Here is a 23,835-nt window from a genome sequence, read left to right as displayed (position 1 = left end):
GATGAAACAACAAAATACCTGGGACATTGTCAAGCGATTATTTTTAATCGGAATGAAATTTAGGTCGTGGTTTATTTTCACACTGATTATTTCAATTTTTCTCGCCATAGTTTCCACTTACAGACCGATTCTTACCAAAAATGTAGTCGATATAGACATTGTTAAGCTAAAGGATAAAGCCCAATTGATGGAGCACATTTATTTGCTCATCGGACTAGTTGTTGCTGAAACGGTACTTAATTTTTTCCTGGTATATTTCTCGAATTTCATTTCGCAGAATGTTATCCGTGATATCCGCGAAAGATTGTATCACAAACTCATTTATTTCAAAACGGCATTTTTTGACAAAACCGCAATTGGAAATCTTGTAACCAGAGCTGTCGGTGATGTTGAAACCATTGCAACGGTTTATACCGATGGATTTTTGATGGTTTTTGGCGATATCCTGAGAATCGTAATGGTTCTTTTTGCGATGTTTCAGGTGGACACCCATCTTAGTATGATTTCTTTGGCGATTCTGCCTTTGATGGTTATCATCACACGAGCTTTCCAAAAACGGCTAAAAGTAGCTTTTGGCTCGGAAAGAAGCTGGACGGCGACACAAAACAGTTTTGTTCAGGAGCGTTTGGCGGGAATGCCTTTGATTCAGGTTTTTAACAGAGAAGAAGCCGAGTTTTCAAAATTTGATAAAATCAATATTGAACTAAAAAAAGCATTGTTGAGAACAGTTTTCATCTTCTCTTTGTTTTTTCCTGTTGTTGAACTGATTTCGTCATTGTTTATTGGGTTTATCTTATTTTATGGTGGTTTTATCAAATCTACACCCGGAATTATCATTGCATTTATTCAGTTTATTAATATGCTGATTCGTCCGTTGAGGCAGATTGCAGATAGATTTAATAATATCCAGAGAGGAATTGTAGGAGCAGAAAGGGTTCTCGGAGTAATGGATGAAGACCAAGCGATGCCGAATAATGGAACAATTGCTAAAGACCATTTCGATGGGAAAATTGAATTTCAGAACGTTCATTTTGCCTACGATGAAAAGCAGGAAGTTCTGAAAGGCATTGATTTTAAAGTGAACCCCGGCGAAACTGTCGCAATTGTTGGTGCAACCGGAGCCGGAAAATCGACAATTATCAGTTTGATTACAAGATTGTATGATATCAATTCCGGAAAAATAATGCTGGATGGTGTGGACATCCGAGATTATGAATTATACAATCTGAGAAGTCATATTGGTGTCGTCCTCCAAGATGTCTTCCTTTTCCACGGCAGTATTCTTGAAAACCTGACTTTGGGTGACGAAGATATTACACTCGAAAATATCAAAAAAGCGGCGAGAGAAATTGAGGTTGATGAGTTCATCGAAAGATTGCCCAACGGTTATGATTATGTGGTGAGTGAAAGAGGTTCTTCTATTTCATTGGGACAAAGACAATTATTATCATTTTTAAGAGCTTATCTATCTGATCCTAAGATTCTGATTCTTGACGAAGCGACTTCGTCCATCGACCACGAAAGTGAGAAATTAATCCAAAGAGCGACTGAAAAAATCACGAAAAACAGAACGTCAATTATTATTGCGCACAGACTTTCCACCATTGAAAAAGCAGATAAAATTATCGTAATGGACCACGGACTGATTGTGGAAGAAGGAACGCATCAGGAACTTCTTGCTAAAAATGGTTATTACTCTGTTCTTTACAAAGCGCAGGTTGTGAATGAGGATGGAGATACGACGATTTAATTTAAAATTGAATTGAATAAATTTGTAATTTTGATTAAAAACCTATTGAAAATGAATATCGAATCGAGAAAAATAGAATTTGTTCAGGCTTTTCTGAATCTTCAAAATGAGGAATTGATTTCTCAATTCGAAAAACTTCTGAAAAAAGCCAAACAATCTGAAAAAGAGTTGAAACCGTTTACAATTGAGGAACTTCAAGAAAGAATCGCAAAATCTGAAGAAGATTTTGAAAATGGGAGATTCAAAACAACCGAAGAACTTCTTTCAAAATATGGTTTATAAAATTGTCTGGTCAAAGTTTTCTGAACAACAAATCGATGAAATTTTTCTTTACTATCAAGAAAAATCTAAAAGTTATGAAATTGCACAAAAAATCATAGTTAAAATTCTTTTAGCTCCTGATAAGTTAATCAATACTCCAAGAATTGGACAAAGAGAAATCTCCTTAGAACATAAAAATATTGAGTACCGCTATATTATAGAATCGAATTATAAAATAATATATTCAATAAACGATGAGAGTCTACAAGTCAGAATCGTTGATATTTTTGACACTCGCCAAAATCCGTTAAAAATTGAACGAAAAAAATAATCAATTCAATCCTTAATCAATTTATACCTAAAACTTATCATTCCGGAAGTCAATATCAGACAAACGATAATGATAATTTTCAGACTTTTGATCCATAAACAAAGATCTCTACCAGTAATGACAGAAATACAGTCTTTCGGATTTTCGGTTTCATAGTTCAGATTGACTTGAGTATTTATAACACCGAAAACGGATACCAAAATAACCATAATCAGAATACTGATGATGGCATTATATACCGTTTTTCTCATAGTTTTGGGTTAGTTTTTGGTTATAAGCTATAGTTTTTTAAATCATTATTAAAGTTTCAAAATTTCCCAAGCCTTATCGATTTCATTGTTTTTTAAAAACTTTTGTGCTGATAAATGTACATCTTTTTCCGAAGAAAAATTCCCAATCGGTAAAATTTCTACATTCGCTAACATTCCCAAATCGTTGCCTGTAAAAACATCGCTTTGTTTGATCTCGTTAGGGAGTTGGTCGTAACCGATTCCTTTTGTTACTAATGGTTTAGGAACTTCGAAGATATTATTTTCATTGTTTCTGGAATAGAAATTACCTCCTAATCTCGCCACCAAATCCAATTGCTTCTGTTCAAGATTTCCAGCCTCATCCAGATATTTTTCTTGGATATGAATTTTGACAATTTCCGCAATCACAAGATTTCCTGAACCGCCAAGATTTCCAAGCGATTTAATTTCCAAAACCTTACATTCGAAATTAACAGGAGATTCTGTAATCAAAGGTGGTTTGACGATGTCGGCTGATTTCATTGTCAATCCGGATTTGATAAATTCATTAACGCCATCTTCGTATTCTGTACTCGCCAAAGAAACCTGCTGAACCATATCGAAATTGACATTTCCAATCACCAATTCCGGAACTTCTTTCAGATTTTCCAAAGTATGTTTTGTGGTATTATCACGCACTCTTCTGGAAGGCGAAATAATCACAACCGGCGGAACCGTGCTGAACATATTGAAAAAACTAAAAGGCGAAAGGTTGATTTCTCCTTTGCTGTTAATCGTACTTGCCAAAGCAATCGGTCTTGGTGCAATCGCCGTTTGCATTACTTGTTGCAATTGAACTGCGGAAATATCGGAAGGAATGATGGTTTTCATTAAGTATTATTTTTCAAATTTTCTAATCGATACAATTTCTCTTTGCTTATCAATATTCAACTCAAAAATTTGTTTTGCATTTGCCTTTAATTCATTCATCAGGAAACGTTTATCAGATTCATCGGTCGAATTTATTTTTTTGAATTTTGTAGATGTGTAATCTAATTTGCTCGCCAATTTTAAGCTGTAAGTCTTATTCGAAATACATTTAACATCCGTTAAATTTTCACAAAATTCGCTTCCCGTTGAATCTGTTACAGAAGCGATCGCAATTTCAACTTCAGCACAATTGTAATTTATAAATCCTTGATTATCTTTAATTTCAAAAGCAGGATTTGTAATCGTGATTATTGAATCCGTAGTGTCTTTTGTCATACAAATACAATCGCTAATTCCTTCCGTAGCTTTTTTGCAACTGAATAAAATGATGAGAACAAGTAAACAAATAGAAACTTTCATTAAATTTAAATAGCTGGTAAAATTTTTCCCGAAACTTCGCCAAATCCAACCCGGATTCCGTCTTTTTCTGACCAGGCTTTCATTGTAATGGTGTCACCATCTTCTATGAATTTTCTTTCGATTCCGTTTTTGAGTTGCAAAGGTTTTGTTCCTCTCCAAGTCAATTCCAACATAGAACCGTAGGATTTTTCATCTTCTCCTGAAATTGTCCCACTGGCGTAAACATCGCCAACTTCCACATTACAACCATTAACAGTATGATGTGCCAATTGCTGACACATATTCCAATACATAAATTTGTAATTGCTCTCAGAAATCAGATTTTCTTCAGAATTTTCCGGCTTAAGATAAACTTGAAGATTGATGTCATAATTTTTATCGCCTTCAAATTTCAAATAATCCAAAACTTCCGGTTCCTGCTTCGGAGATTCAGTTTTGAATGGTTGTAAAGCTTCCAACGTTACAATCCAAGGCGAAATAGAAGACCCGAAGTTTTTCCCCAAAAATGGACCCAACGGAACATATTCCCAACTTTGAATATCTCTTGCTGACCAATCGTTAAAAATCATCATTCCAAAAATTGCATCCTCAGTTTCTGTAATAGAAATCCTTTCTCCCAAATTCGTATTTTTATTGACAACAAAAGCCATTTCTAATTCGAAATCGAGTTGTTTCGATGCACTGAAAATTGGTTTATCTGAATCAGCAGGTTTAATCTGTCCGCAAGGTCTTGTAATATCAATTCCTGATAAAACAATGGACGAAGCACGACCGTGATAACCCACCGGCAAATGTTTCCAGTTGGGCAATAACGCATTCGCAGGATCACGGAACATCATCCCGACATTGGTGGCGTGCTGGATACTGCTGTAGAAATCAGTATAATTCGGGATGTGTAAAGGCATCATCATTTGGATTTCATCCAGATTGTAAAAACATTCTTCCAGAGCTCTTTCGTCTTTCGACAGCAAAGAATCTTCTAACAACAATTCCTGAATTTTCTCACGAACTTTATTCGTAATTGGTTTTCCCAATTCTATAAATTCGTTAATCGTATACCCTTCGAAAACATTTTCTTCAAAGCCTTTAATATTTTCAAAATAACCAAGATCAAATAACGTTGCCAAATCGATGACAATATCGCCGATTCTTGTAGCACAGGCAATAAATTCTTTGTTGAAAACACAAACGCCGAACGGAATATTATGAATTGAAAAATCGGAATCTGAAGGATAATTGATGAAGGATTTCATTTTTTGAATTTAGAATTAGATTAAAAAATTAAAGCATTAAAAATAATGCTTTAATTGTAAAAATATAAGAAAATAATTTGGGTTTAAAGATTTCCGCGTCTCTCCTGCTCTCTTTCCAAAGCTTCGAAAAGCGCCTTGAAATTCCCAGCTCCGAAACTCTGAGCGCCGTGTCTCTCGATGATTTCGTAAAACAATGTTGGTCTGTCTTCCACAGGTTTTGTAAAAATCTGAAGCAAGTAACCTTCTTCATCACAATCCACCAAAATTCCAAGATTCTGAAGTTTTTTGATATCTTCATCAATAGCACCTACTCTTTCCGGAATCATTTCGTAATAAGCTTCTGGTGGTGGAGAAAGAAATTCTACACCTCTATTTTTAAGTTCTGTAACAGTTTTCACAATGTCTTTTGTGGCAACAGCAATATGTTGAACACCTTCACCTTCGTAGAAATCCAGATATTCTTCAACCTGAGATTTTCTCTGACCTTCGGCTGGTTCGTTGATTGGGAATTTGGCATAACCATTTCCGTTGGACATTACTTTTGACATTAATGCAGAATATTCTGTATTGATTTGCTTATCATCAAATGAAAGAATATTCACAAATCCCATTACTTTCTCGTACCACTCTACTGTGGGAATCATTCTGTCCCAGCCGACATTGCCTACGCAATGGTCAACATATAATAATCCAACATCAGAAGGATTGTAATCGCTTTCCCATTTTTCGTAACCCGGCATAAATGCGCCTGTATAATTTTTGCGCTCTATGAACATATGCACCGTTTCGCCATAAGTATAAATTCCGGACATTCTGACTTCCCCGAATTCATCGGTCAAAGTTTTTGGTTCTAGGTAAGGTTTTCCACCACGTTTAGTTGTTTCTTCAAAAGCTTTGTAAGCATCATCTACCCAAAGTGCCAGAATCTTAACGCCGTCACCGTGTTTTTTCTGATGTTCACAAATTGGAGAGTCTGACCTAAGACCAGAAGTTAAAACCAATCTGACTTTTCCTTGTTGAAGAACATAAGACGCTCTATCTCTGACACCAGTTTCCGGGCCAGCATAAGCGACAGACTGAAATCCAAACGCCGTTTTGTAAAAATGAGCGGCTTGCTTGGCATTTCCTACATAAAACTCTATAAAATCGGTTCCGTTGATTGGGAGAAAATTCTCGGCTTGTGCGATTTTCTCGGCAAAAGTGAGTGTTGACATTTTACTTTTTACTTTTATATCTAATGATGCCAAGATAAGCATTTTCTATAAATAAACTAACGATTGTTAGTTTATGTTTAATTGTTCAAAAAATAGTCAATTTACACACCTAAATATTTTACTACGAATTACTATCTCATATTAAAAATATAAAATATTATCATTACAAATAATCAAGTTTTATTAATTATTAAAACAAAAAAGATCTTAAAAAATTATGAATTACATAATATGTAATTTTAAGTATACTTAAGTTCAATTAAAACATAATTCAATTATTAAATTTGTCTAAGAGATACTTAGTATTCTAGAAACACGAGTGCAAGATTGAGCCGTCCTTTACGGCTTTTTTTGTATCAAATTATTCAGAAGACCAGAATTAGGATTATAATTATCCCAAATTTTCCAGGTATTATCTATTTTTTTTATAAAATAGATTTGTGCATCCAGCTCATTAATAATATATTCTTCATCTGTATTTTCCACAACGAAAACAAGATTCCAAAATTCCTGTGTTTTTACCACAATCATTTCGTCTTGTTCGGATACAATCTCGATATCAAAAATTTCAAAATTCGATCGGTTATTATTGGTAAAAAGCTTCAGTCCATTATCACAAAGCTGTGAGCTATAACTTCTTATTCTTTCTATAAAAGGAGATTCTGGAAAAATTAAATCTTCGAAAACATTCAAACGTAATTCTGGAAAAAGTTTGAAAAACTCGAAATTTTTTTTACAGTATTTATAAACAATATCTTTCGCAAAATCTTTCTCAAGCCAAGACTCATTATATACTTTATCGCCCTTTGCTTTTTTTACAAAGGAGTTAAGATCCTTGAAACCCAGAAAAATACAGATCTTGTCTAATGTTTTGAGAAAGCGCAAATCATTGTGCGTTTTATAATCATAATCGCTCTCGAAAAAACGCTGCAATGTGATGTGAGAAATACTGGTTCCTAACTCGAATTTTTTCTCGTTCTGAAGCTCTTCTTTTTGAGCCAACTCTTCTTTAATCACTTCGGCCAGAATAACATAATGACTTCTTTTCCAAGGATTTGAATCCGCCAAAATAGAGTTTTTTACGATAGAATGCCCTCGTACTTCTTCCTTTATTAAGTTGTAAATCGATTTCAATCAGATATTGTTATAATCTCAAATATACAAAAAAGCCTTTATTCAAAGGCTTTTCAATAACAAAATTATTTTTATTTAAATCTTTCGTATGCTGCTCTGTCCAACATCTCTCTATCATCCGGATGAGAAATCTCGATTAAAGCCTTTGCTCTTTGACGGAGATTTTTACCGTAGAGATAAGCCGTTCCAAATTCCGTAACAACATAATGAATATGACCTCTGGTAGTTACAACGCCAGCACCTTGTTTCAGGAAAGGAACAATTCTCGGAACACCCTTTTTGGTTCTGGAAGATAAAGCCATAATTGGTTTTCCTCCTTCACTCAACGCGGCGCCACGCATAAAATCCATTTGCCCGCCAATTCCGCTGAACTGATAAGTTCCGATAGAATCTGCACAAACCTGACCTGTCAAATCAATCTCGATTGCTGAATTGATAGCGTGCATTTTCTTGTTTTTCATAATGTTAATCGGGAAATTAACGTGCTGAACATCCATAAAAGCAATCGACGGATTATCATCTACAAAGTCATACAATTTTCTGGTTCCAAAACAAAAACTGGTAATCGTTCTGTTGGTATGTGTTCCTTTATATTTATTGTTAATGATATCATTTTTAATCAAATCAATCACGCCATCACTCAACATTTCTGTATGAACGCCAAGGTCTTTATGATTGCCCAAGCACTTCAAAACCGCATCCGGAATAGTTCCGATTCCCATTTGCAAAGTGGCTTTATCATCAATCAATTCTGCAACATGTTTTCCAATCAGCATTTCTTCAGCACCAACTTTTGAACCATAATCAATCGTCAAAAGATCCTCTTCACTCCAAACCAATTTCTCGATTCTGTTGATGTGAATCATTCCATCGCCGTGTGTTCTTGGCATTTTTGGATTGACGATTGCGATGATTTTTTTAGCGGTGTCAATCGCACTTCTCGCCACATCCACGGAAGTTCCCAAAGTACAATATCCGTGACTATCTGGTGGAGAAACTGTTATCAAAGCCACATCAATTGGCAGAATTCCGTTTTTGAAAAGAATGGGGATTTCACTCAAAAAAATAGGAACATAGTCACCATTTTCACCATTCACAGCTTCACGAACCGGTGTGGAGGTGAATAGTGAATTGACATAAAAATTATCTTTATATTGAGGTTTTGCAATTTCAACATTGCCCTGTTGCGTGATAGAAACCATTTCCACATTGCTCAAACGGGAAGATTGTATTGCTAATTCATCATACAAAAGATTAGGCGTACATGCGCTTCCGTGTCCAAAAATCCTGTCACCGCTTTTTATAATTGAAACGGCTTCTTCTGAACTAACATAATTGACCATAACGAGTTATTTTTTACAAATTTACTTTCTAAAGATAAACAAAAAAATGAGCGTTATCAGTTTGGTTAAAAGTCATATTTCAACAGAATGAAAAGTTTTTTTTAAATTTTCGTGAAATTAATCTCCAAAATTCAAACAAAATTTATTTACTTTGTAATTCAAAGTTCTTTACAAAAATTAAAACCCATAAATTATGATCATACAACACCAAAGAAGTATTTTACTCTACTCGATTCCATTTGTAATATTAAGTATTCCGCTGATTGCAATGCAGTTTACCAAAGAAGTCAATTGGGCTTTCTCCGATTTTCTAATAATGGGAATTCTTTTATTTGCGACAGTTTTTACTATCGATTTTGTTCTGAAAAAAATTAAAACTTTAAAATCAAGGCTGATTCTAGTTGTTGGCATTCTTGCTTTATTAGTTTTAGTTTGGGCAGAATTGGCAGTTGGGATTTTTGGGAGTCCGTTTTCCGGAAGTTAGAAAGTATTGCAAACAAAAAGCTAACATATATGTTAGCTTTTTATTTTTAAGTTACTCCAACCAACTCGTTTTATAACTCGGGTCTTCCACTTTTATCGCTTCTTCAGTCAATTTCAATGGCCGGAATGGGTCAACCATCACCGCATATTCATCTGTGAACTTTTTACCGATGCTTCTTTCCATTGCGCCGGGATGCGGACCGTGAACAATTCCTCCTGGATGGAGTGAAAAATCCATCAAATCAACGTGATTTCTGCTCATAAAATCACCTTCCGTATAAAACAAAACCTCATCGGAATCGATATTGGAATGATTATAAGGTGCCGGAATGGCTTGCGGATGATAATCATACATTCTTGCGCAGAATGAGCAAACGACAAAATTATGTGCCTCAAAATTCTGATGAACCGGAGGCGGTTGATGAACTCGACCGGTAATTGGTTCAAAATTTTTGATATTGAATTTATACGGATAAAAATAACCATCCCAACCGACGACATCAAATGGATGTGTAGCATAAACGAAATCCGTAATTTGATTTTCTTTTTTGACTTTGATCAGAAAATCGCCTTTCTCATTTTTCGGTTCTACAAAAGTTGGTGGAATAATATCACGCTCACAAAATGGCGAATGTTCAAGCAATTGTCCAAACTCGTTTCGGTAACGTCTAGGCGTGTAAATCGGCGAATGCGCTTCTATGAAAAAAAAGACATTTTGTTCGGTTTCCAATTCCAGCTGATAAATTGTTCCTCTCGGAATGATAAGATAATCTCCGACGGAGAAATCGATATTACCGAGCATGGTTTTCAAAACACCTTTTCCTTCGTGAACGAAAAGTAATTCGTCGCATTCTGCGTTTTTATAGAAATAATCGGTCGATTTTCTTGGTTTTGCCAAACCCATTTTCAAGTCGTTGTTTAGCATCAAAACCTTTCGACTTTCCAAAAAATCGTCTTCAGGGGTCACTTTTGCACCTTTTATCATTCTAGGCGTGACGTTTTTTTCCACCGCAATTTTTGGTGTAACGTCTTTTATATTGCCAATCGATTTGATTTGAGTTGGACGATGTGTATGATAAAGCAACGATGCAATCCCGTGAAAACCTTCAGTCCCAAAGAGTTGCTCGTAGTAGAACTGGTCATCTTCTGACTTAAAAATCGTGTGTCTTTTTTGAGGAACTTTCCCCAGCTGAACGTATCTCATTTTATTAGATTTGGCTTTTCTCAAATGTAATATTTTTTTCTGATACTTTGATTTGAACGCAAAGAGCGCAAAGATTTTTATTAATTATTGAAAACATTTTATGATTCAAAAAGGCGCTTAGGAAAGATTTTGAATATCTCGGTGATGAAGCAGATTTTGCAGATTTGAAATTAAATTGAAAATACTATGTTATGATTTTCAACGTAAACTGTGCAAAGATTTTTACTAATTATTGAAAACATTTTAAGGCTAATAGAGGCGCTTCGCTCAGCAAAGAATTAAATACAAACTTTGTTATTCCAAAGGAAACTCAACAGTCTGGTTCCTACGGAAAAACAATATTGCATTTTTATCTGAATGTTGTTTTGATGCTGAATGCCCTTAGCTCTGATGGTAGCGGCATCCTTTTTTATCATTGCGATTGTATAATGTTGAACAGATTGCTTCACTCCGTTCGCAATGACAAAAAAGATATAGCGGACAGCAGGTTCCCGGCTCCTAAAAATTTTGTCAAAAAGAATTATGAAATCCTTAAGATTCGTTTTTAATAGAAAATGTTATCTTTGAGAATATTAAAATTAGTACAGATGAATGATTCATTAATGGTTTCTCAGTTGTCAGAAATCGAAAGAGCAGAATTTTACAGGAAAACATATATGCACGTAGCAGTCGCTATTTTGGCGTTTGGAGCGGTGGAATATTTGTTGTTACAGACGATTCCGTTGGAAACGATTTTGTCTTTGATGACGGGAAAATATATTTGGCTTGCCGTGATTGGGATTTTTTGGATGGTGTCTATGCTGGCAACAAAATTATCCTTTTCTGTATCCAAAAACACGCAATATTTGGGATTGGGACTGTTTGTTTTGATAGAAGCCGTGATTTTCTTGCCGATGTTAGGAATCGCAAGTTTGTATGCACCACAAATCATCACACAAGCGGCTTTGGTAACCCTTTTTATGTTTGCCGGATTGACAGCAACAGTGTTTTTTACTAATAAAGATTTTTCTTTCCTGAGAAACATTATCGTCATTGGCGGTTTTGTAGCACTAGGCGTTATTGTTGTGGGTGCTATTTTTGGTTTCAATTTAGGACTTTGGTTCTCTCTTGCGATGGTTGGATTGGCGAGCGCGAGTATTCTTTATGAGACTTATAACATCAAAAATGTTTACACAAAAGGGCAATATGTTGGTGCAGCTTTGCAAATGTTCTCATCGATAATGCTTTTGTTCTGGTATATTTTGAGAATATTTTTGAGCAGAAGAGATTAGTATAGAAAGTATAAGAAACTGATATAAATAATACAAACTCATCAATTTTTTTGGTGAGTTTTTTTATGTTCAAAATTTATTTTTCTTCAAAATTTTAATTTTAAAATAAAATTGTTAGCTTTGTCTAACATTTTTGTTTTAATGAAATTATTTATTCTTTCGCTTTTACTTTTTTCGAGTTTAATTTTTGCTCAGACAGATTCTATCAAAATTGATTCTGTAAAAACCAATATGGCTGATTCTGTTAAAAATCAAAATAATATTGATGAAGTCACGATAACTCAGTTTTCTGTGAAGAAATTAAACAGTCCGATTTCGACGGATGTTTATTCGCAACAATTTTTCAGAAAGAATCCAACACCCAACGTTTTTGAAGCCATTGCGATGGTAAACGGGGTGAAACCTCAACTTAATTGTTCGGTTTGTAATACGGGCGACATTCACATTAATGGTCTGGAAGGCGCTTACACGATGATTTTGATCGACGGAATGCCCATCGTAAGTTCGCTTTCAACAGTGTATGGCTTAAGCGGAATCCCAAATAGTCTGATTGACAGAATCGAAATCACAAAAGGGCCGGCTTCTTCGATTTTCGGTTCGGAAGCAATGGGTGGCGTAATAAATATTATCACAAAAAACGCATTGCAAGCGCCGAATTTCTCAACAGATGTAATGACAGGAAATCAAGGTGAAATAAATCTTGATATTGCGAAAAAAGTAATTGACAATAAGAATTTTTCGAGTTTATTGAGTATCAATTATTTTTATTTCGGAAACAGAATTGATCAGAATAAAGACAATTTTACAGACACTGCTTTGCAAAACAGAATCTCAATTTTCAACAAGTGGAATTTTAAAAGAAAGGAAAACCGATTAGCAAGTTTTGCTTTGAGATATTTTTATGAGGATAGATTCGGTGGAGAAATGCAATGGAAAAAAGAAAACCGAGGTTCTGATGATGTTTACGGCGAAAGTATTTACACCAATAGATTTGAGTTATTTGGGATTTATCAATTGCCGACAAAGGAAAAATTTTTGCTTCAATATTCTTACAATTATCACGACCAAAATTCATTTTATGGCAACACGCCTTATATGGCAACTCAGAAAGTTTTGTTTCTGCAACTGAATTGGGAAAAGCAATTGGGAAAACATAGCCTGAAATCGGGAATCAGCTATAAATCAAATTTCTACGATGACAATACGCCTGGAACCGCCAATTCTTCAGGACAAAATCAACCTATGAAATCTCCGATTACAGGCATTTATTTGGAAGATGAGTGGGAAATTAATGACAAAAATACGTTGCTTTTAGGTTATAGATACGATTATCATAAGATTCACAAATCTGTGCACTCGCCGAGACTGGCTTGGAAATTTGAGCCCAATCCATACAATACTTTGAGGTTAAGTTTCGGGACAGGTTTCCGTGTAGTAAATCTTTTTACAGAAGACCACGCAGCGCTGACTGGATCGCGCGAAGTCATTATCAAAGAAGATTTGAAACCTGAAAAATCATTGAATACGAATCTTAGTTATCTGATGAAAATCCCTGTCAATAATTATTTCATCAATGTGGATATCAATGGTTTTTACTCATATTTCACCAACAAGATCATTGGTGATTTTGATTCTGAGCCGGATAAAATCATTTATAACAATCTATTGGGACACGCTATATCCAGAGGAATTTCGGCTGATGTGAGTACAAATTGGACTCTACCATTCCAAGTGATGTTTGGTGTGACTTATATGGATGTTTATTCTATAAATGATGATGAAAAAACACAGCAATTACACGCTCCAAAATGGAGTGGAACTTACAATTTGACTTATCAATTTAAGAATCAATTTACACTGGATTTGACTGGACAATTGTATGGACTGATGCGCTTGCCGACTGTTCCGAATGATTTTCGGCCAGAATATTCGCCTTGGTTCACGTTGATGAATATTCAGTTGAGTAAGAAATTTGATAATGGTTTTGAAGTTTATGGAGGCATCAGAAATCTTTTAAATTTTATTCCAAAAAATCCAATTTTGAGACCGTTTGACCCTTTTGACAATCAGGTTGATGATGTCGCAAATAATCCATACTGCTATACTTTCGATACAACTTATGGTTATGCGCCGATGCAGGGAATCAGAAGTTTTATTGGAATTAGATATCAAATTAGATAAATAATTTAACACTTAAGTTTATAATTACTAACCACAAAAGTTAGATAAGAACACATTAGTTTTGAAAATCTTCGATTTAGTCTTAATTGAACTTATTACTGCAAATCAAGATTATTCTTAAGTGACTAAAGTGTTAAAAATAATCCAAATGAAAATAATCACTTTTATATTATTGATGAGTTTTGGAATTCTTAATTCTCAGGAATTGAAGACTTACTCATTCCAAAATTTGCCTGAGGAATCGGACAAACCTATTTTGATTTATATGAAAACGAACTGGTGTTCGGTTTGTAAAATTCAGATGCATCAGATGGAGAAAGATTTGGAACTGGAAAAGTTGTTAAATGAGAAAATTCACTTCATCATTTTTGATGCAGAAAAAACAAAAGAGAAAATTGAATTCTTAGACAAAACTTACCTGTATATTTCGAACGGTAATTCTGGAATTCACGAATTGGCGATGGAATTTTCGAGGAATCAAAAACCTATTTATCCGACTTGGGTTTTGATTGATTCTCAAGCGAAGGTTTTGTTCTATCAGCAAGGTTTGATTGATAATGAAATTTTAAAATCAATAATACATAATTCGACTCAGCTCAGTGTGGCATTAAAGAATTAATTAAAAAACCTTCTGAAAATTAATCCAGAAGGTTGATATTTTATATTGAATGAATTTTATTTAGTCAAATCCAGACCTCCAAAATTACCGGAACTCATCATTACAAAAGCACCTTTTGATTTGTCTAATGCTTCCCAATATTGATGTAAATCTTCCGCATTTGTAAACACTTTCAGATTCTCATTTTTGAATTTTTCCTTTATTAATTCTGGAGAAATTGGTTCCATTCTTTTGATTTTCAACGCATCTTCGGAATAAAAAACAACGGCGTTGTCTAAGCCATCCATTGCGTGGTCATATTGTTCCAAGAAAACAGGATTCAAACTGGAATAAGTATGTAATTCCAAGAACCCAAACGTCTCTGTATTTTCAAATTGTTCTGCAAAAGCGGAAACTGTCGCTTTCACTTTGCTTGGTGCGTGTGCGAAATCTTTATACAACAAACCTCCGTCTTGCCTTTCGACTTTCTCCAATCTTTTTGAAGCGCCTTTGAAACTCATAATCGCTTCGTAGAATTCCTCTTCCATAATGCCCAACTGAGAACAAATAAATCTTGCGCCTTCCATATTCAGCAAATTGTGTTTGCCAAAAACGGACAACGGAATATCGCCCATATCGGTTTTAAGATTCACAATTCCATTCCCGATTTCGTAATCCGGTGTTTTGTACGGAATTTTACGGAAGTAATTTTCGGCACTTTCTACCTCTTTCACCACTTCTTCATCTTCCTCGTTATAAACCAGAACACCACCCGCGGTAATACTTGCCACAAATTTTCTAAACTGCTCAACGTAATCATCAAATGTTTTGAAAACATTGATATGATCCCAGGCAATTCCGGAAACCAAAGCGATGTTTGGTTGATAAAGTAAAAACTTCGAACGTAAATCAATGGGTGAAGACAGATATTCATCACCTTCGAGAATCATAAAGTCATTATCCTCAGTGATTTTCACCATACAATCAAAACCTTCCAATTGCGCACCGACCATATAATCTATGTCCTTCTTGTGAAAATTCAGGACGTGAAGAATCATTGACGTAATTGTTGTTTTCCCGTGAGAACCACCAATAACAACACGAGTCTTTTCTTTGGACTGTTCGTAGAGAAACTCTGGATAAGAATAGATTTTCAAACCTAATTCTTTTGCTTTTGCGAGTTCGGGATTGTCTGCGTGGGCGTGCATTCCGAGAATTACCGCATCAATATCAGAAGTTAGTTTCTCAGGAAACCAACCTAATTCTGCAGGCAGAATTCCTTTTTTTTCCAGTCTGGATTTTGAAGGTTCGAAAATAGCATCATCGGAACCAGTTACCTGATAGCCTTTGTCTTTGAGCGCAATAGCAAGATTGTGCATCGCAGAACCGCCAATAGCAATGAAATGGGTTTTCAATTCTAAATAATTTTAAACAAAAGTAAGAATTTTAATCTTAGATTAAAATTATCAAAATGTAAAAAAAATGACGGAAAATCAGGAAAAAAATGACTCAGATCATAAATTTTAAATCTTTTATTAATAATTCTCAATACATTTACAATTCATTAATTACAGAACTAAAAACTCCTGACCAATGCAAAAATATACGAAGTATCTTTTCTTTGCTTCATTATTTCTCTCTTTAACCTCTCTGTACATCATTGAAAAAGGAGGAAAAGAAATTTACCCTTTTTACAGCTGGAAATTATTCACAAGTCCAAGCGGTAATGAAAAGAATGAAGAACAATATAGACTTTACAATGTAGAAAAAAATGATACAATAAGAGTTTTATACCACTCCACAGCCATCTATGACGAAAATAACTTAAGTCTGATTACCGGCTTTTATGGTAAAAAAATCGAAAAAAGAGAAAATCTGAAAGAGAACATCCAAAAGATGAAAATTTTTATGAAAAGCTATAATCCGGAATATAAAAATTTGATTCTTTATAAAGAAAATTTTAATCCTCAAGATTTAGGAAAGCCTTCTTTTAAAATTAATAAAAAACTAATTACCAAATTATAATGAACTACAAAGAACTGACGGTTTACAATTATAAAATAGTCTACTACGCAATGCGTATTTTTGGGCTTTATTGGCTGATGATACAATATTTTAATTTTAAAAAAATTAGTGAGTGGCCAAAAGAAATCTATGAACCTTTCCTAGGTGTTCAAAGATTAATTTTTCCAAGTTATCCCAGCGAAATATTATATGGAGGTATTCTATTTTCTTGTGCAGTTATTTTGTTTATTACAATTTTCAAGCAAAATTATTTCCTAAATTTTTTAATTTTTCTGTTAATTGCCATCATTAATCTTCCTATTTCCCTTAATTACAGCGTAGGTCATCACAATCATTTGATTATTTTAGGATACTTTATGTCAATTTTCTTATTACCTAAGAATTTGAATAGTGAAAATGACTACAAATGGGTACAATACTTTTATCTGGGTTTATTGGCAACATATAGCTTAGCTGGGATATCAAAATTTTTAGGAATAGCAAAAAACCTCATTAAAGGAACAGATAAAATCACCTGGCTAGACAAGAATGCGGCAAAACTGAATACATTGGACAATTATTGGATGGCAGATATAAAAGTTCCAACATGGATTTTGAATTTGTATGAATATGAAACACTTTGGGTCTTCTTAACAATATTTGGGATTATCGTTCAGGCTAGCAGCTTTTTAGGAGCTTTCAATAGGAAATATCTGACTTTTGTGATGTTCTTTCTTTACATTTTCCATTGGTATACAGACTTTTTCGTATTAGCCGATTTTCAAAATGCAAAGAACTTTGTCTTGATAGCTTTATTTCCTTACCATCTTCTATATCCGCTATTTACAAGATACAAATTGAACAAAGAAGTTTAATTGAATAAAAAAAACCTGACTTTAAAAAAATCAGGTTTCGAGAATATTTATGAATGAGTGGTTTGGGCGTGTTGTAATTCGTATTCTATTTTAAGTTCTTCGCCAGTCAGAGTGAAATAGATGTTCTGGAGCTGATGAAGATAATTACATTTGATATAGTTTCCAAAGTACAAGAAGCCTTGTAAAATCTTGTTGGAATCTAAGTCAAAGTCATACCTGCAGTAGTTTGAAAGTTCAAATCTTATTCTGCTAGAAGATCTGTAAGCTTCTTTGAATCCTAATTTTCTAAGCCATTCTGCCGTCAAAGCAATTGGCTTTAGATTTCTGTGATCGATAGCTGTGTCAGAATCTATTTTAACAATAAGATTGTTGTTACTATTCTCCATTCCCATTACCGGAACGATCTCGTTGCCGTAAATCAGCAAATTGTTTAGTCTAAGTTCTGTAGCTTCCATATCGTTGGTGTGATTTATAAGTTGATTTGTGTAGAAGTACACTTGCAAAACGTCTGCCAAGTTGATGCAAAATCAATAATAAACTCACATTATTTTTACAAATCTTATTGCTTCATATTTAAGCTATCGCTATAAGACTCCTTCGTCATCTCTCCATCATTTATGTACTATCATCTTATTATGAATAATTTATCATTTCTTTTTTATTGTAATATCAAATGTAAAAGCGACCTGAAGCAATGGTATATTCTTTGAACTTGATTGAATTCCAAAAATCAAAATATTATGAAATCAAACCAACTTAATAATAAAACCGTGGTCATCACAGGCGCATCCAGCGGTGTAGGATTAGCAGCGGCAGAAGCATTTGCTAAAGAAGGTTGCAATCTTGTTTTAGCATCCCGAGGAAAAGAAGCGTTGGAAAGCGCAGTTGAAATGTGTCAAAATATAGGCGCAATTACAATAGGCGTACAGACTGATGTTTCGGATTTCAAAGAAGTTGAACATTTAACAGAAGAGGCTTTGAAAATCACGGGAACCGTAGATTTCTGGGTCAACAATGCAGGTGTAATGGCGACCGGAAGATATGAAGAAACCCCCGTTGAAGTCATTGATCAGGTCATCAAAACCAACCTTCTCGGTTATATGCATGGTGCGCGAAGTATTTTACCAATTTTCAAAAAACAAAAACATGGAGTTTTAATTAACAACATTTCAATTGGAGGATGGATGCCAGCGCCTTATGGAACTGCTTACTCCGCTTCAAAATATGGCATCCGTGGAATGACGGAATGTTTGCAAGGCGAAGTTTCAGATGAACCGGATATTCACATTTGTGGGTTATATCCGAGTATCCAAAAATCGACGGGTAATATGCATTCGGCAAAATATTCCGGATTAGATTTTAAAATTCCGCCTACAGCTTCTGATCCGAAAAAGCTAGCCGAAGCGATGGTAGAAATGGCAAAAAACCCACAGAAAAGCAAGTTCACAGATTTCTCATCCTTGATGATGAAAGGGATGTACAGCTTGATTCCGAAGCCTGTTATCAATTCCACATCGGCTGCATTACGGTTATTAATGAAAGAAGACAGCGAAACGGATACCGACGGCAATGTGCTGACACCTTCCAAAAATCCAATGCGGATCTACGGACAGACGATGTTAAGTCCTTCAAAAAAAACAAAAAACCTGATTTTGACAGGTTTGGGAATCGCAGCACTTGTCTTTTTATCCAGACAGCTGAAACCAAAAGCATAATCAAATCAAATCGATATACAGAAGAGGTAATTGTGGTTGCAATTACCTTTTTTACGTTCTGATTTTTTATTTTTAAATTCATTCAAAATTTCTTCTAAATTCGAAATATAAATTAGCGGAGTTAAAAACTTAGATCTAATTAAAAAAATTACTGATGAAAATCCTCATTATAGAAGACGAAACCGAATTGGCAAAAAGTATCGCAGAATACCTTTCTGAAGAGAACTACCTGTGCGAATTTGCCTTCACTTTCTATGAAGCGATGTACAAGATTGAAACTTTCCAATACGATTGTATTATTCTTGACATTATGCTGCCGGACGGCAATGGGTTGAAAATTCTGGAAGAGCTGAAAAAGCAAAATAAGCAGGACGGCGTTATCATCGTTTCTGCAAAAAATGCGTTGGATGACAAAATAAAAGGCTTGCAACTTGGTGCGGATGACTATCTGACGAAACCATTCCATTTGTCGGAATTAATGGCGAGAATTTATTCCATAATCAGAAGAAAACAGTTTAACAATTCTAATATTATCAATCAAAATGAATTACAAATCGACCTTTTGGCAAAAACCGTTTCAGTCAATAATGAAATCATTGCATTGACAAAAAAAGAGTTTGATTTGCTCATTTATTTTATCGGTAACAAGAACAAAGTCATATCCAAAAGTACCTTGGCAGAGCATCTTTCGGGAGATTTTGCAGATATGCTGGACAATCACGATTTTGTGTATGCACACGTGAAAAACTTAAAGAAAAAACTGAATGACGCAGGCTGCGAACCTTACCTGAAAACGGTTTACGGAACTGGTTATAAATGGGAATCAAATTAGTGATGAGTTATAAATGATGAATTATGAGTGAAAAGAAAAATGTTTTGAAGGATAAGAGTTTTAGTTTTGCTATAAGAATCGTAAAACTTTACAAATATCTTATAACAGATAAAAAGGAATTTGTATTAAGTAAGCAATTATTGAGAAGCGGAACCGCAATTGGTGCATTAATTCGGGAAGCTCAGAACGCAGAGAGCAAAGCAGACTTCATTCATAAGCTTGCTATTGCTCAAAAGGAATGTGATGAATCTCTTTATTGGCTCGAACTTTTATTTGAAACCGAATTCTTATCGTCCACAGAATATGAAAACATTAATAATGATGCTTTAGAAATATTGAAAATGATTCGTAGTGCCATCATCACAACCAAAATGAAAAACTCATAATTTATAATTCATAACTTATAATTCTTTGTGAAGCCGCTTTTAAACAAAACCACAAAACCCTTCATCATCTATGTCCTGATTATTCTGGTCATCAGCATTCCGCTGTATTATTTTGTGGTGGATGCGATCTGGAAACACGAATTGGATGAGCACAACAAAATTGTAGCCGAAAAAACCAGCTCTCAAATCAACAGTTTAAAATTATCCGATGAAAAACTGAACGAAACGATAAAGTTGTGGAACGATGTACAGCCCACCACAAACATCCGGAATTTAGATAAAAACGACCATTTTAAGGACAGTATTTTCATTGTAGAAAAGCCACACGATTTTCTTGATTTTAATGACATTGACAGGTTCAGGTGTTTGTCGAAGATTATTTATCTCAACAAAAAGCCGTATCGTTTCAATATCGAAACCAATATCGAAGAATCTCAGGAAACTATTTTTTTCATATCCGCAACCACGGTTATTCTCTTCATTCTGATTGTCGGCGGATTGCTATTTCTCAACAGAAGACTTTCAAAATCGGTTTGGAAACCTTTCCGTGAGACTTTGGATCAACTGAAAACTTTCAGCCTCAATAATCAGACAAAAATTGAGTTTCCGCAAACCGATGTCACTGAATTTGATGAACTGAATCAATCATTAAGCAAGCTGATAGAACATAATGTTTCCGTGTATAAAACACAGAAAGAGTTTACAGAAAATGCTTCCCACGAGCTCCAGACTCCTTTGGCGATTTTAAAAAACAAACTCGATATTCTTTTGCAAAACGAAGATTTGACGGAAAAACAATATCATATTGCGGAAGAAATGAACCGCGCTTTGTCCAGAAGTTCAAGAATCAATAAAAATCTTTTATTATTAGCAAAAATTGAAAACAATCAGTTTGATAATTCCGAAATACATCTGGACGAATTACTCAATCAAAGTATGGAGATTTTACAGGAACATTTTGACCAGAAAAACATTTCCGTTCACAGCGAAATTTCTTCTGATATAAAAGTGAACGGAAACATTGGATTAACCGAAGTTTTGATTAATAATTTGATTTTAAATGCTATCCGCCATACTCCGATTAACGGTTCGATTTCTATAAAACTAAACAATTCTGTTTTCGAAGTTTCTAATTCTGGGACAGAAAAACTGAACTCAGATTTGCTGTTCAAACGGTTTTCCAGATTCTCGAAAGACAATAACGGAAGCGGACTTGGACTCGCTATTGTAAAAGAAATCTGCAAATCTCAGAACTGGAGTATCGATTACAGATTCGAAAATCATAATCATATTTTCTCGGTAAAACTGTAAATTCTAAATTTCTTCTAAATTGAGTTTCATCTTTACACGTTTTTAAACGCGTAAAAAGTAATGATTCTTAAAAAATTTCAAAAAATATTTGACAGCAGATTTGCTGTTTTATTCTCAATTTTAAGTTTATATATTTTATTTTCAACCCTTATCAGGATTGGATTTCTGTTCTGGTCTTCGAAAGATGTAGACTTTAATTTGTTCTACATTGTAAGAGCATTTTTCACCGGATTTTGCTATGATTTTGCAGTTGGAACATTGTTTTTACTGCTGTATTCAGTTTATCTTTTGGTTTTTCCGAAACGGTGGATGGGTTCCAGATTCGATAAGATTTTCACCTATGTTTATCTGGCGATCGTGCTTCTCATCATCTATTTCAGCTTGTTGGCGGAGATTCCTTTTTGGGATGAATTTGGCGTGCGATTCAATTTCATTGCGGTTGATTATCTGATTTATACTTACGAAGTGATTTCGAACATCAACGAATCTTATCCGTTGCCATTAATCATTTTTGTATTAGTCGCATTGATTGTTTTAACGTTTGTTTTCCTTCAGAAAAGAAAAATATTCAGAAGTACATTTTCCGACAAAAGACCTATTTCAAAAAGATTGGCTTTTTTTTCTGCATTGATTCCGGCTTTAATTTTAAGTTTAATATTGAAAAACAAACAAGCAGATTTTAGCAATAATTTAGTTTTAAACGAATTAGGAAAAAACGGAACATTCTCATTTTTCACCGCTTTCAAATCCAATGAATTGGATTACGAAACTTTCTACCCGAAAATCGATGATAAAGAAGCATATTCTGTTCTGAAAAAAAATCTTTTGCAGGAAAATCAGACTTATGTTTCCAACCAATGGGACGATATTTCCAGAACTACAAAATCCGAAAACGAGCAACATCCTAACGTCATTCTGATTGCGATAGAAAGCTTCAGTGGAGATTTTCTGAAAGCTTTCGGAAACAAAGATAACCTCACTCCAAATTATGATAAACTGGCTAACGAAAGTATTTTCTTTACCAATCTGTATGCAACCGGGACCAGAACTGTGCGTGGAATGGAAGCTTTAACTTTGTCCGTTCCGCCGACTCCGGGGAACAGTATCGTTCGAAGACCAGATAATCAGAATCTATTTTCTGTGGCGACGGTTTTTAAAGAGAAAAATTATCAGCCTTATTTCATTTATGGTGGTGATGGTTATTTTGATAATATGAATAATTTTTTCGGAGGACAGGGCTTTGATATTGTAGACAGGAATCGTGGAAATCCTTTGTCAGACGAAATCAAAACACAGCGTTTCAATATTCCGGACAACGAAGTGAGTTTTGAAAATGCCTGGGGAATCTGTGATGAAGATTTGTACAAACAATCGATTAAATACGCTGATAAAAGCAGTAAATTAAACAAGCCCTTTTTCCAGTTTGTGATGACGACTTCCAATCATAAGCCCTACACTTTTCCGTCTGGAAAAATCGACCTTCCGCAAGGCAACAGAAATGGAGCTGTGAAATACACCGATTATGCTTTAGGGAAATTTCTGGCTGATGCTAAAACAAAACCTTGGTTCAAAAACACTGTGTTCGTCATCGTTGCCGACCATTGTGCGAGCAGCGCCGGAAAGTGGGAAATCAATATCGACAAACACCATATTCCTGCGGTTATTTACAATCTTCCTCAGAAAGCAGAGAAAATTAATCGTCTGACTTCTCAGATTGATTTGATGCCGACTTTATTTGGTTATCTCGGTTGGAATTATACGACAAGTTTGTACGGAAAAGACATTAATCAGACAAAAGTTGGCGACGAACGCGCTTTCATCGGAAATTACAGAACTCTGGGAATGTTGAAAGGCAATATTTTCACTCAGATTGATGACAGAAAAAAGGTCAAGCAATTTGATGTAAAAAAATCAAATCAATGTTTATCCGAAGTCAAATTCAAAAATCAGAAGCTGATTGCCGAGACGATTTCCTATTATCAAACTGCGAGCGAGAGATTTAAAAATGGGAAAATGAAAGCGAAATAGTTTCCCTTCAAAATATCTTCTAAATCAGGTTGCATCTTTGTCAAGTAAAATTGATGGTGTAACCTTTTTTATTGATAAAAA

24 protein-coding genes are annotated in these 23,835 nt (G+C 34.6%); 14 read left to right on the top strand and 10 right to left on the bottom strand.

Annotation, left to right across the window (positions count from 1 at the left end; genetic code table 11):
- Nucleotide 1: 1 nt before the first annotated feature.
- From KI430_RS16010 to KI430_RS16000, 3 genes are read left to right on the top strand one after another with little or no spacing between them, the layout of a single operon-like run.
- Nucleotides 2-1,750, top strand: a complete 1,749-nt coding sequence (locus tag KI430_RS16010) for an ABC transporter ATP-binding protein (protein ID WP_248875913.1) — start codon at nt 2-4, stop codon at nt 1,748-1,750.
- A 51-nt stretch (nt 1,751-1,801) separates the two neighbouring features.
- Nucleotides 1,802-2,032: a hypothetical protein gene (locus tag KI430_RS16005; protein WP_120213305.1), complete on the top strand. Its 231-nt coding sequence runs from the start codon at nt 1,802-1,804 to the stop codon at nt 2,030-2,032.
- Complete coding sequence (locus KI430_RS16000) at nt 1,983-2,342, top strand: type II toxin-antitoxin system RelE/ParE family toxin (RefSeq protein ID WP_248875912.1); 360 nt, start codon at nt 1,983-1,985, stop codon at nt 2,340-2,342. The genes KI430_RS16005 and KI430_RS16000 overlap by 50 nt, the downstream gene beginning before the upstream one ends.
- A 5-nt stretch (nt 2,343-2,347) precedes the next feature.
- Here KI430_RS16000 and KI430_RS15995 read toward each other — a convergent pair whose 3' ends face one another.
- The 7 genes from KI430_RS15995 to KI430_RS15965 form a co-directional block, all read right to left on the bottom strand.
- The gene (locus KI430_RS15995) at nt 2,348-2,593 is read right to left on the bottom strand and encodes a hypothetical protein (RefSeq protein WP_248875911.1); all 246 of its coding nucleotides are present in this window, start codon (nt 2,591-2,593) and stop codon (nt 2,348-2,350) included.
- A 48-nt stretch (nt 2,594-2,641) separates the two neighbouring features.
- Nucleotides 2,642-3,463: a flavin reductase family protein gene (locus KI430_RS15990; protein WP_248875910.1), complete on the bottom strand. Its 822-nt coding sequence runs from the start codon at nt 3,461-3,463 to the stop codon at nt 2,642-2,644.
- A 6-nt stretch (nt 3,464-3,469) separates the two neighbouring features.
- Nucleotides 3,470-3,922 (bottom strand): hypothetical protein, encoded by a 453-nt coding sequence (locus KI430_RS15985; protein ID WP_248875909.1) that lies wholly within the window; start codon nt 3,920-3,922, stop codon nt 3,470-3,472.
- 5 nt (nt 3,923-3,927) lie between these two features.
- Nucleotides 3,928-5,175: a fumarylacetoacetase gene (gene fahA / locus KI430_RS15980; protein WP_248875908.1), complete on the bottom strand. Its 1,248-nt coding sequence runs from the start codon at nt 5,173-5,175 to the stop codon at nt 3,928-3,930.
- Between the two features lie 83 nt (nt 5,176-5,258).
- Complete coding sequence (gene hppD, locus KI430_RS15975; protein WP_248875907.1) at nt 5,259-6,389, bottom strand: 4-hydroxyphenylpyruvate dioxygenase; 1,131 nt, start codon at nt 6,387-6,389, stop codon at nt 5,259-5,261.
- Nucleotides 6,390-6,728: 339 nt separating this feature from the next.
- A complete protein-coding gene (locus KI430_RS15970; RefSeq protein WP_248875906.1) occupies nt 6,729-7,523 on the bottom strand; it encodes a hypothetical protein in 795 nt (264 codons plus the stop codon).
- A gap of 71 nt (nt 7,524-7,594) precedes the next feature.
- Entirely contained in the window at nt 7,595-8,866 is a 1,272-nt protein-coding gene (locus KI430_RS15965; protein WP_248875905.1) for an acetyl-CoA hydrolase/transferase family protein, read from the bottom strand.
- A gap of 193 nt (nt 8,867-9,059) precedes the next feature.
- On the opposite strand from KI430_RS15965, the gene KI430_RS15960 reads away from it, so the two are divergent.
- Nucleotides 9,060-9,350, top strand: a complete 291-nt coding sequence (locus KI430_RS15960) for a hypothetical protein (RefSeq protein ID WP_248875904.1) — start codon at nt 9,060-9,062, stop codon at nt 9,348-9,350.
- A gap of 51 nt (nt 9,351-9,401) precedes the next feature.
- Here KI430_RS15960 and KI430_RS15955 read toward each other — a convergent pair whose 3' ends face one another.
- The gene (locus tag KI430_RS15955) at nt 9,402-10,553 is read right to left on the bottom strand and encodes a homogentisate 1,2-dioxygenase (protein ID WP_248875903.1); all 1,152 of its coding nucleotides are present in this window, start codon (nt 10,551-10,553) and stop codon (nt 9,402-9,404) included.
- A 587-nt stretch (nt 10,554-11,140) separates the two neighbouring features.
- Between KI430_RS15955 and KI430_RS15950 the strand changes: the two genes are divergently transcribed.
- The 3 genes from KI430_RS15950 (at nt 11,141) to KI430_RS15940 (ending at nt 14,624) form a co-directional block, all read left to right on the top strand.
- The gene (locus KI430_RS15950; RefSeq protein WP_248875902.1) at nt 11,141-11,824 is read left to right on the top strand and encodes a Bax inhibitor-1 family protein; all 684 of its coding nucleotides are present in this window, start codon (nt 11,141-11,143) and stop codon (nt 11,822-11,824) included.
- Between the two features lie 141 nt (nt 11,825-11,965).
- A complete protein-coding gene (locus tag KI430_RS15945) occupies nt 11,966-14,005 on the top strand; it encodes a TonB-dependent receptor plug domain-containing protein (protein WP_248875901.1) in 2,040 nt (679 codons plus the stop codon).
- A gap of 148 nt (nt 14,006-14,153) precedes the next feature.
- On the top strand, nt 14,154-14,624 hold the full coding sequence (locus tag KI430_RS15940) for a thioredoxin fold domain-containing protein (protein WP_248875900.1): 471 nt from the start codon (nt 14,154-14,156) through the stop codon (nt 14,622-14,624).
- 56 nt (nt 14,625-14,680) lie between these two features.
- Here KI430_RS15940 and KI430_RS15935 read toward each other — a convergent pair whose 3' ends face one another.
- Nucleotides 14,681-16,018 carry a UDP-N-acetylmuramate--L-alanine ligase gene (locus tag KI430_RS15935; RefSeq protein WP_248875899.1) on the bottom strand — a complete coding sequence of 446 codons (1,338 nt, stop codon included), beginning with the start codon at nt 16,016-16,018 and terminating at the stop codon, nt 14,681-14,683.
- Between the two features lie 178 nt (nt 16,019-16,196).
- On the opposite strand from KI430_RS15935, the gene KI430_RS15930 reads away from it, so the two are divergent.
- Nucleotides 16,197-16,628 carry a hypothetical protein gene (locus tag KI430_RS15930; protein WP_248875898.1) on the top strand — a complete coding sequence of 144 codons (432 nt, stop codon included), beginning with the start codon at nt 16,197-16,199 and terminating at the stop codon, nt 16,626-16,628.
- Nucleotides 16,628-17,482: a hypothetical protein gene (locus KI430_RS15925; RefSeq protein ID WP_248875897.1), complete on the top strand. Its 855-nt coding sequence runs from the start codon at nt 16,628-16,630 to the stop codon at nt 17,480-17,482. The genes KI430_RS15930 and KI430_RS15925 overlap by 1 nt, the downstream gene beginning before the upstream one ends.
- Nucleotides 17,483-17,529: 47 nt before the next feature.
- Here KI430_RS15925 and KI430_RS15920 read toward each other — a convergent pair whose 3' ends face one another.
- On the bottom strand, nt 17,530-17,937 hold the full coding sequence (locus KI430_RS15920) for a hypothetical protein (RefSeq protein ID WP_248875896.1): 408 nt from the start codon (nt 17,935-17,937) through the stop codon (nt 17,530-17,532).
- A gap of 285 nt (nt 17,938-18,222) precedes the next feature.
- Here KI430_RS15920 and KI430_RS15915 point away from each other — a divergent pair, with 285 nt between their 5' ends.
- The 5 genes from KI430_RS15915 to KI430_RS15895 all read left to right on the top strand — a co-directional run bounded on the left by KI430_RS15915 (nt 18,223) and on the right by KI430_RS15895 (nt 23,754).
- Nucleotides 18,223-19,197: an SDR family oxidoreductase gene (locus tag KI430_RS15915; protein ID WP_248875895.1), complete on the top strand. Its 975-nt coding sequence runs from the start codon at nt 18,223-18,225 to the stop codon at nt 19,195-19,197.
- Nucleotides 19,198-19,351: 154 nt separating this feature from the next.
- Nucleotides 19,352-20,029 carry a response regulator transcription factor gene (locus tag KI430_RS15910; RefSeq protein ID WP_248875894.1) on the top strand — a complete coding sequence of 226 codons (678 nt, stop codon included), beginning with the start codon at nt 19,352-19,354 and terminating at the stop codon, nt 20,027-20,029.
- Nucleotides 20,030-20,052: 23 nt separating this feature from the next.
- Nucleotides 20,053-20,415: a four helix bundle protein gene (locus tag KI430_RS15905; RefSeq protein ID WP_248875893.1), complete on the top strand. Its 363-nt coding sequence runs from the start codon at nt 20,053-20,055 to the stop codon at nt 20,413-20,415.
- A 27-nt stretch (nt 20,416-20,442) separates the two neighbouring features.
- Complete coding sequence (locus KI430_RS15900; protein WP_248875892.1) at nt 20,443-21,726, top strand: sensor histidine kinase; 1,284 nt, start codon at nt 20,443-20,445, stop codon at nt 21,724-21,726.
- A 60-nt stretch (nt 21,727-21,786) separates the two neighbouring features.
- The gene (locus KI430_RS15895; protein WP_248875891.1) at nt 21,787-23,754 is read left to right on the top strand and encodes an LTA synthase family protein; all 1,968 of its coding nucleotides are present in this window, start codon (nt 21,787-21,789) and stop codon (nt 23,752-23,754) included.
- Nucleotides 23,755-23,835: the final 81 nt, after the last annotated feature.

Source organism: Epilithonimonas zeae (assembly GCF_023278365.1).
Taxonomy (GTDB): domain Bacteria; phylum Bacteroidota; class Bacteroidia; order Flavobacteriales; family Weeksellaceae; genus Epilithonimonas; species Epilithonimonas zeae_A.
This window is presented reverse-complemented; position numbering and strand designations above follow the sequence as displayed.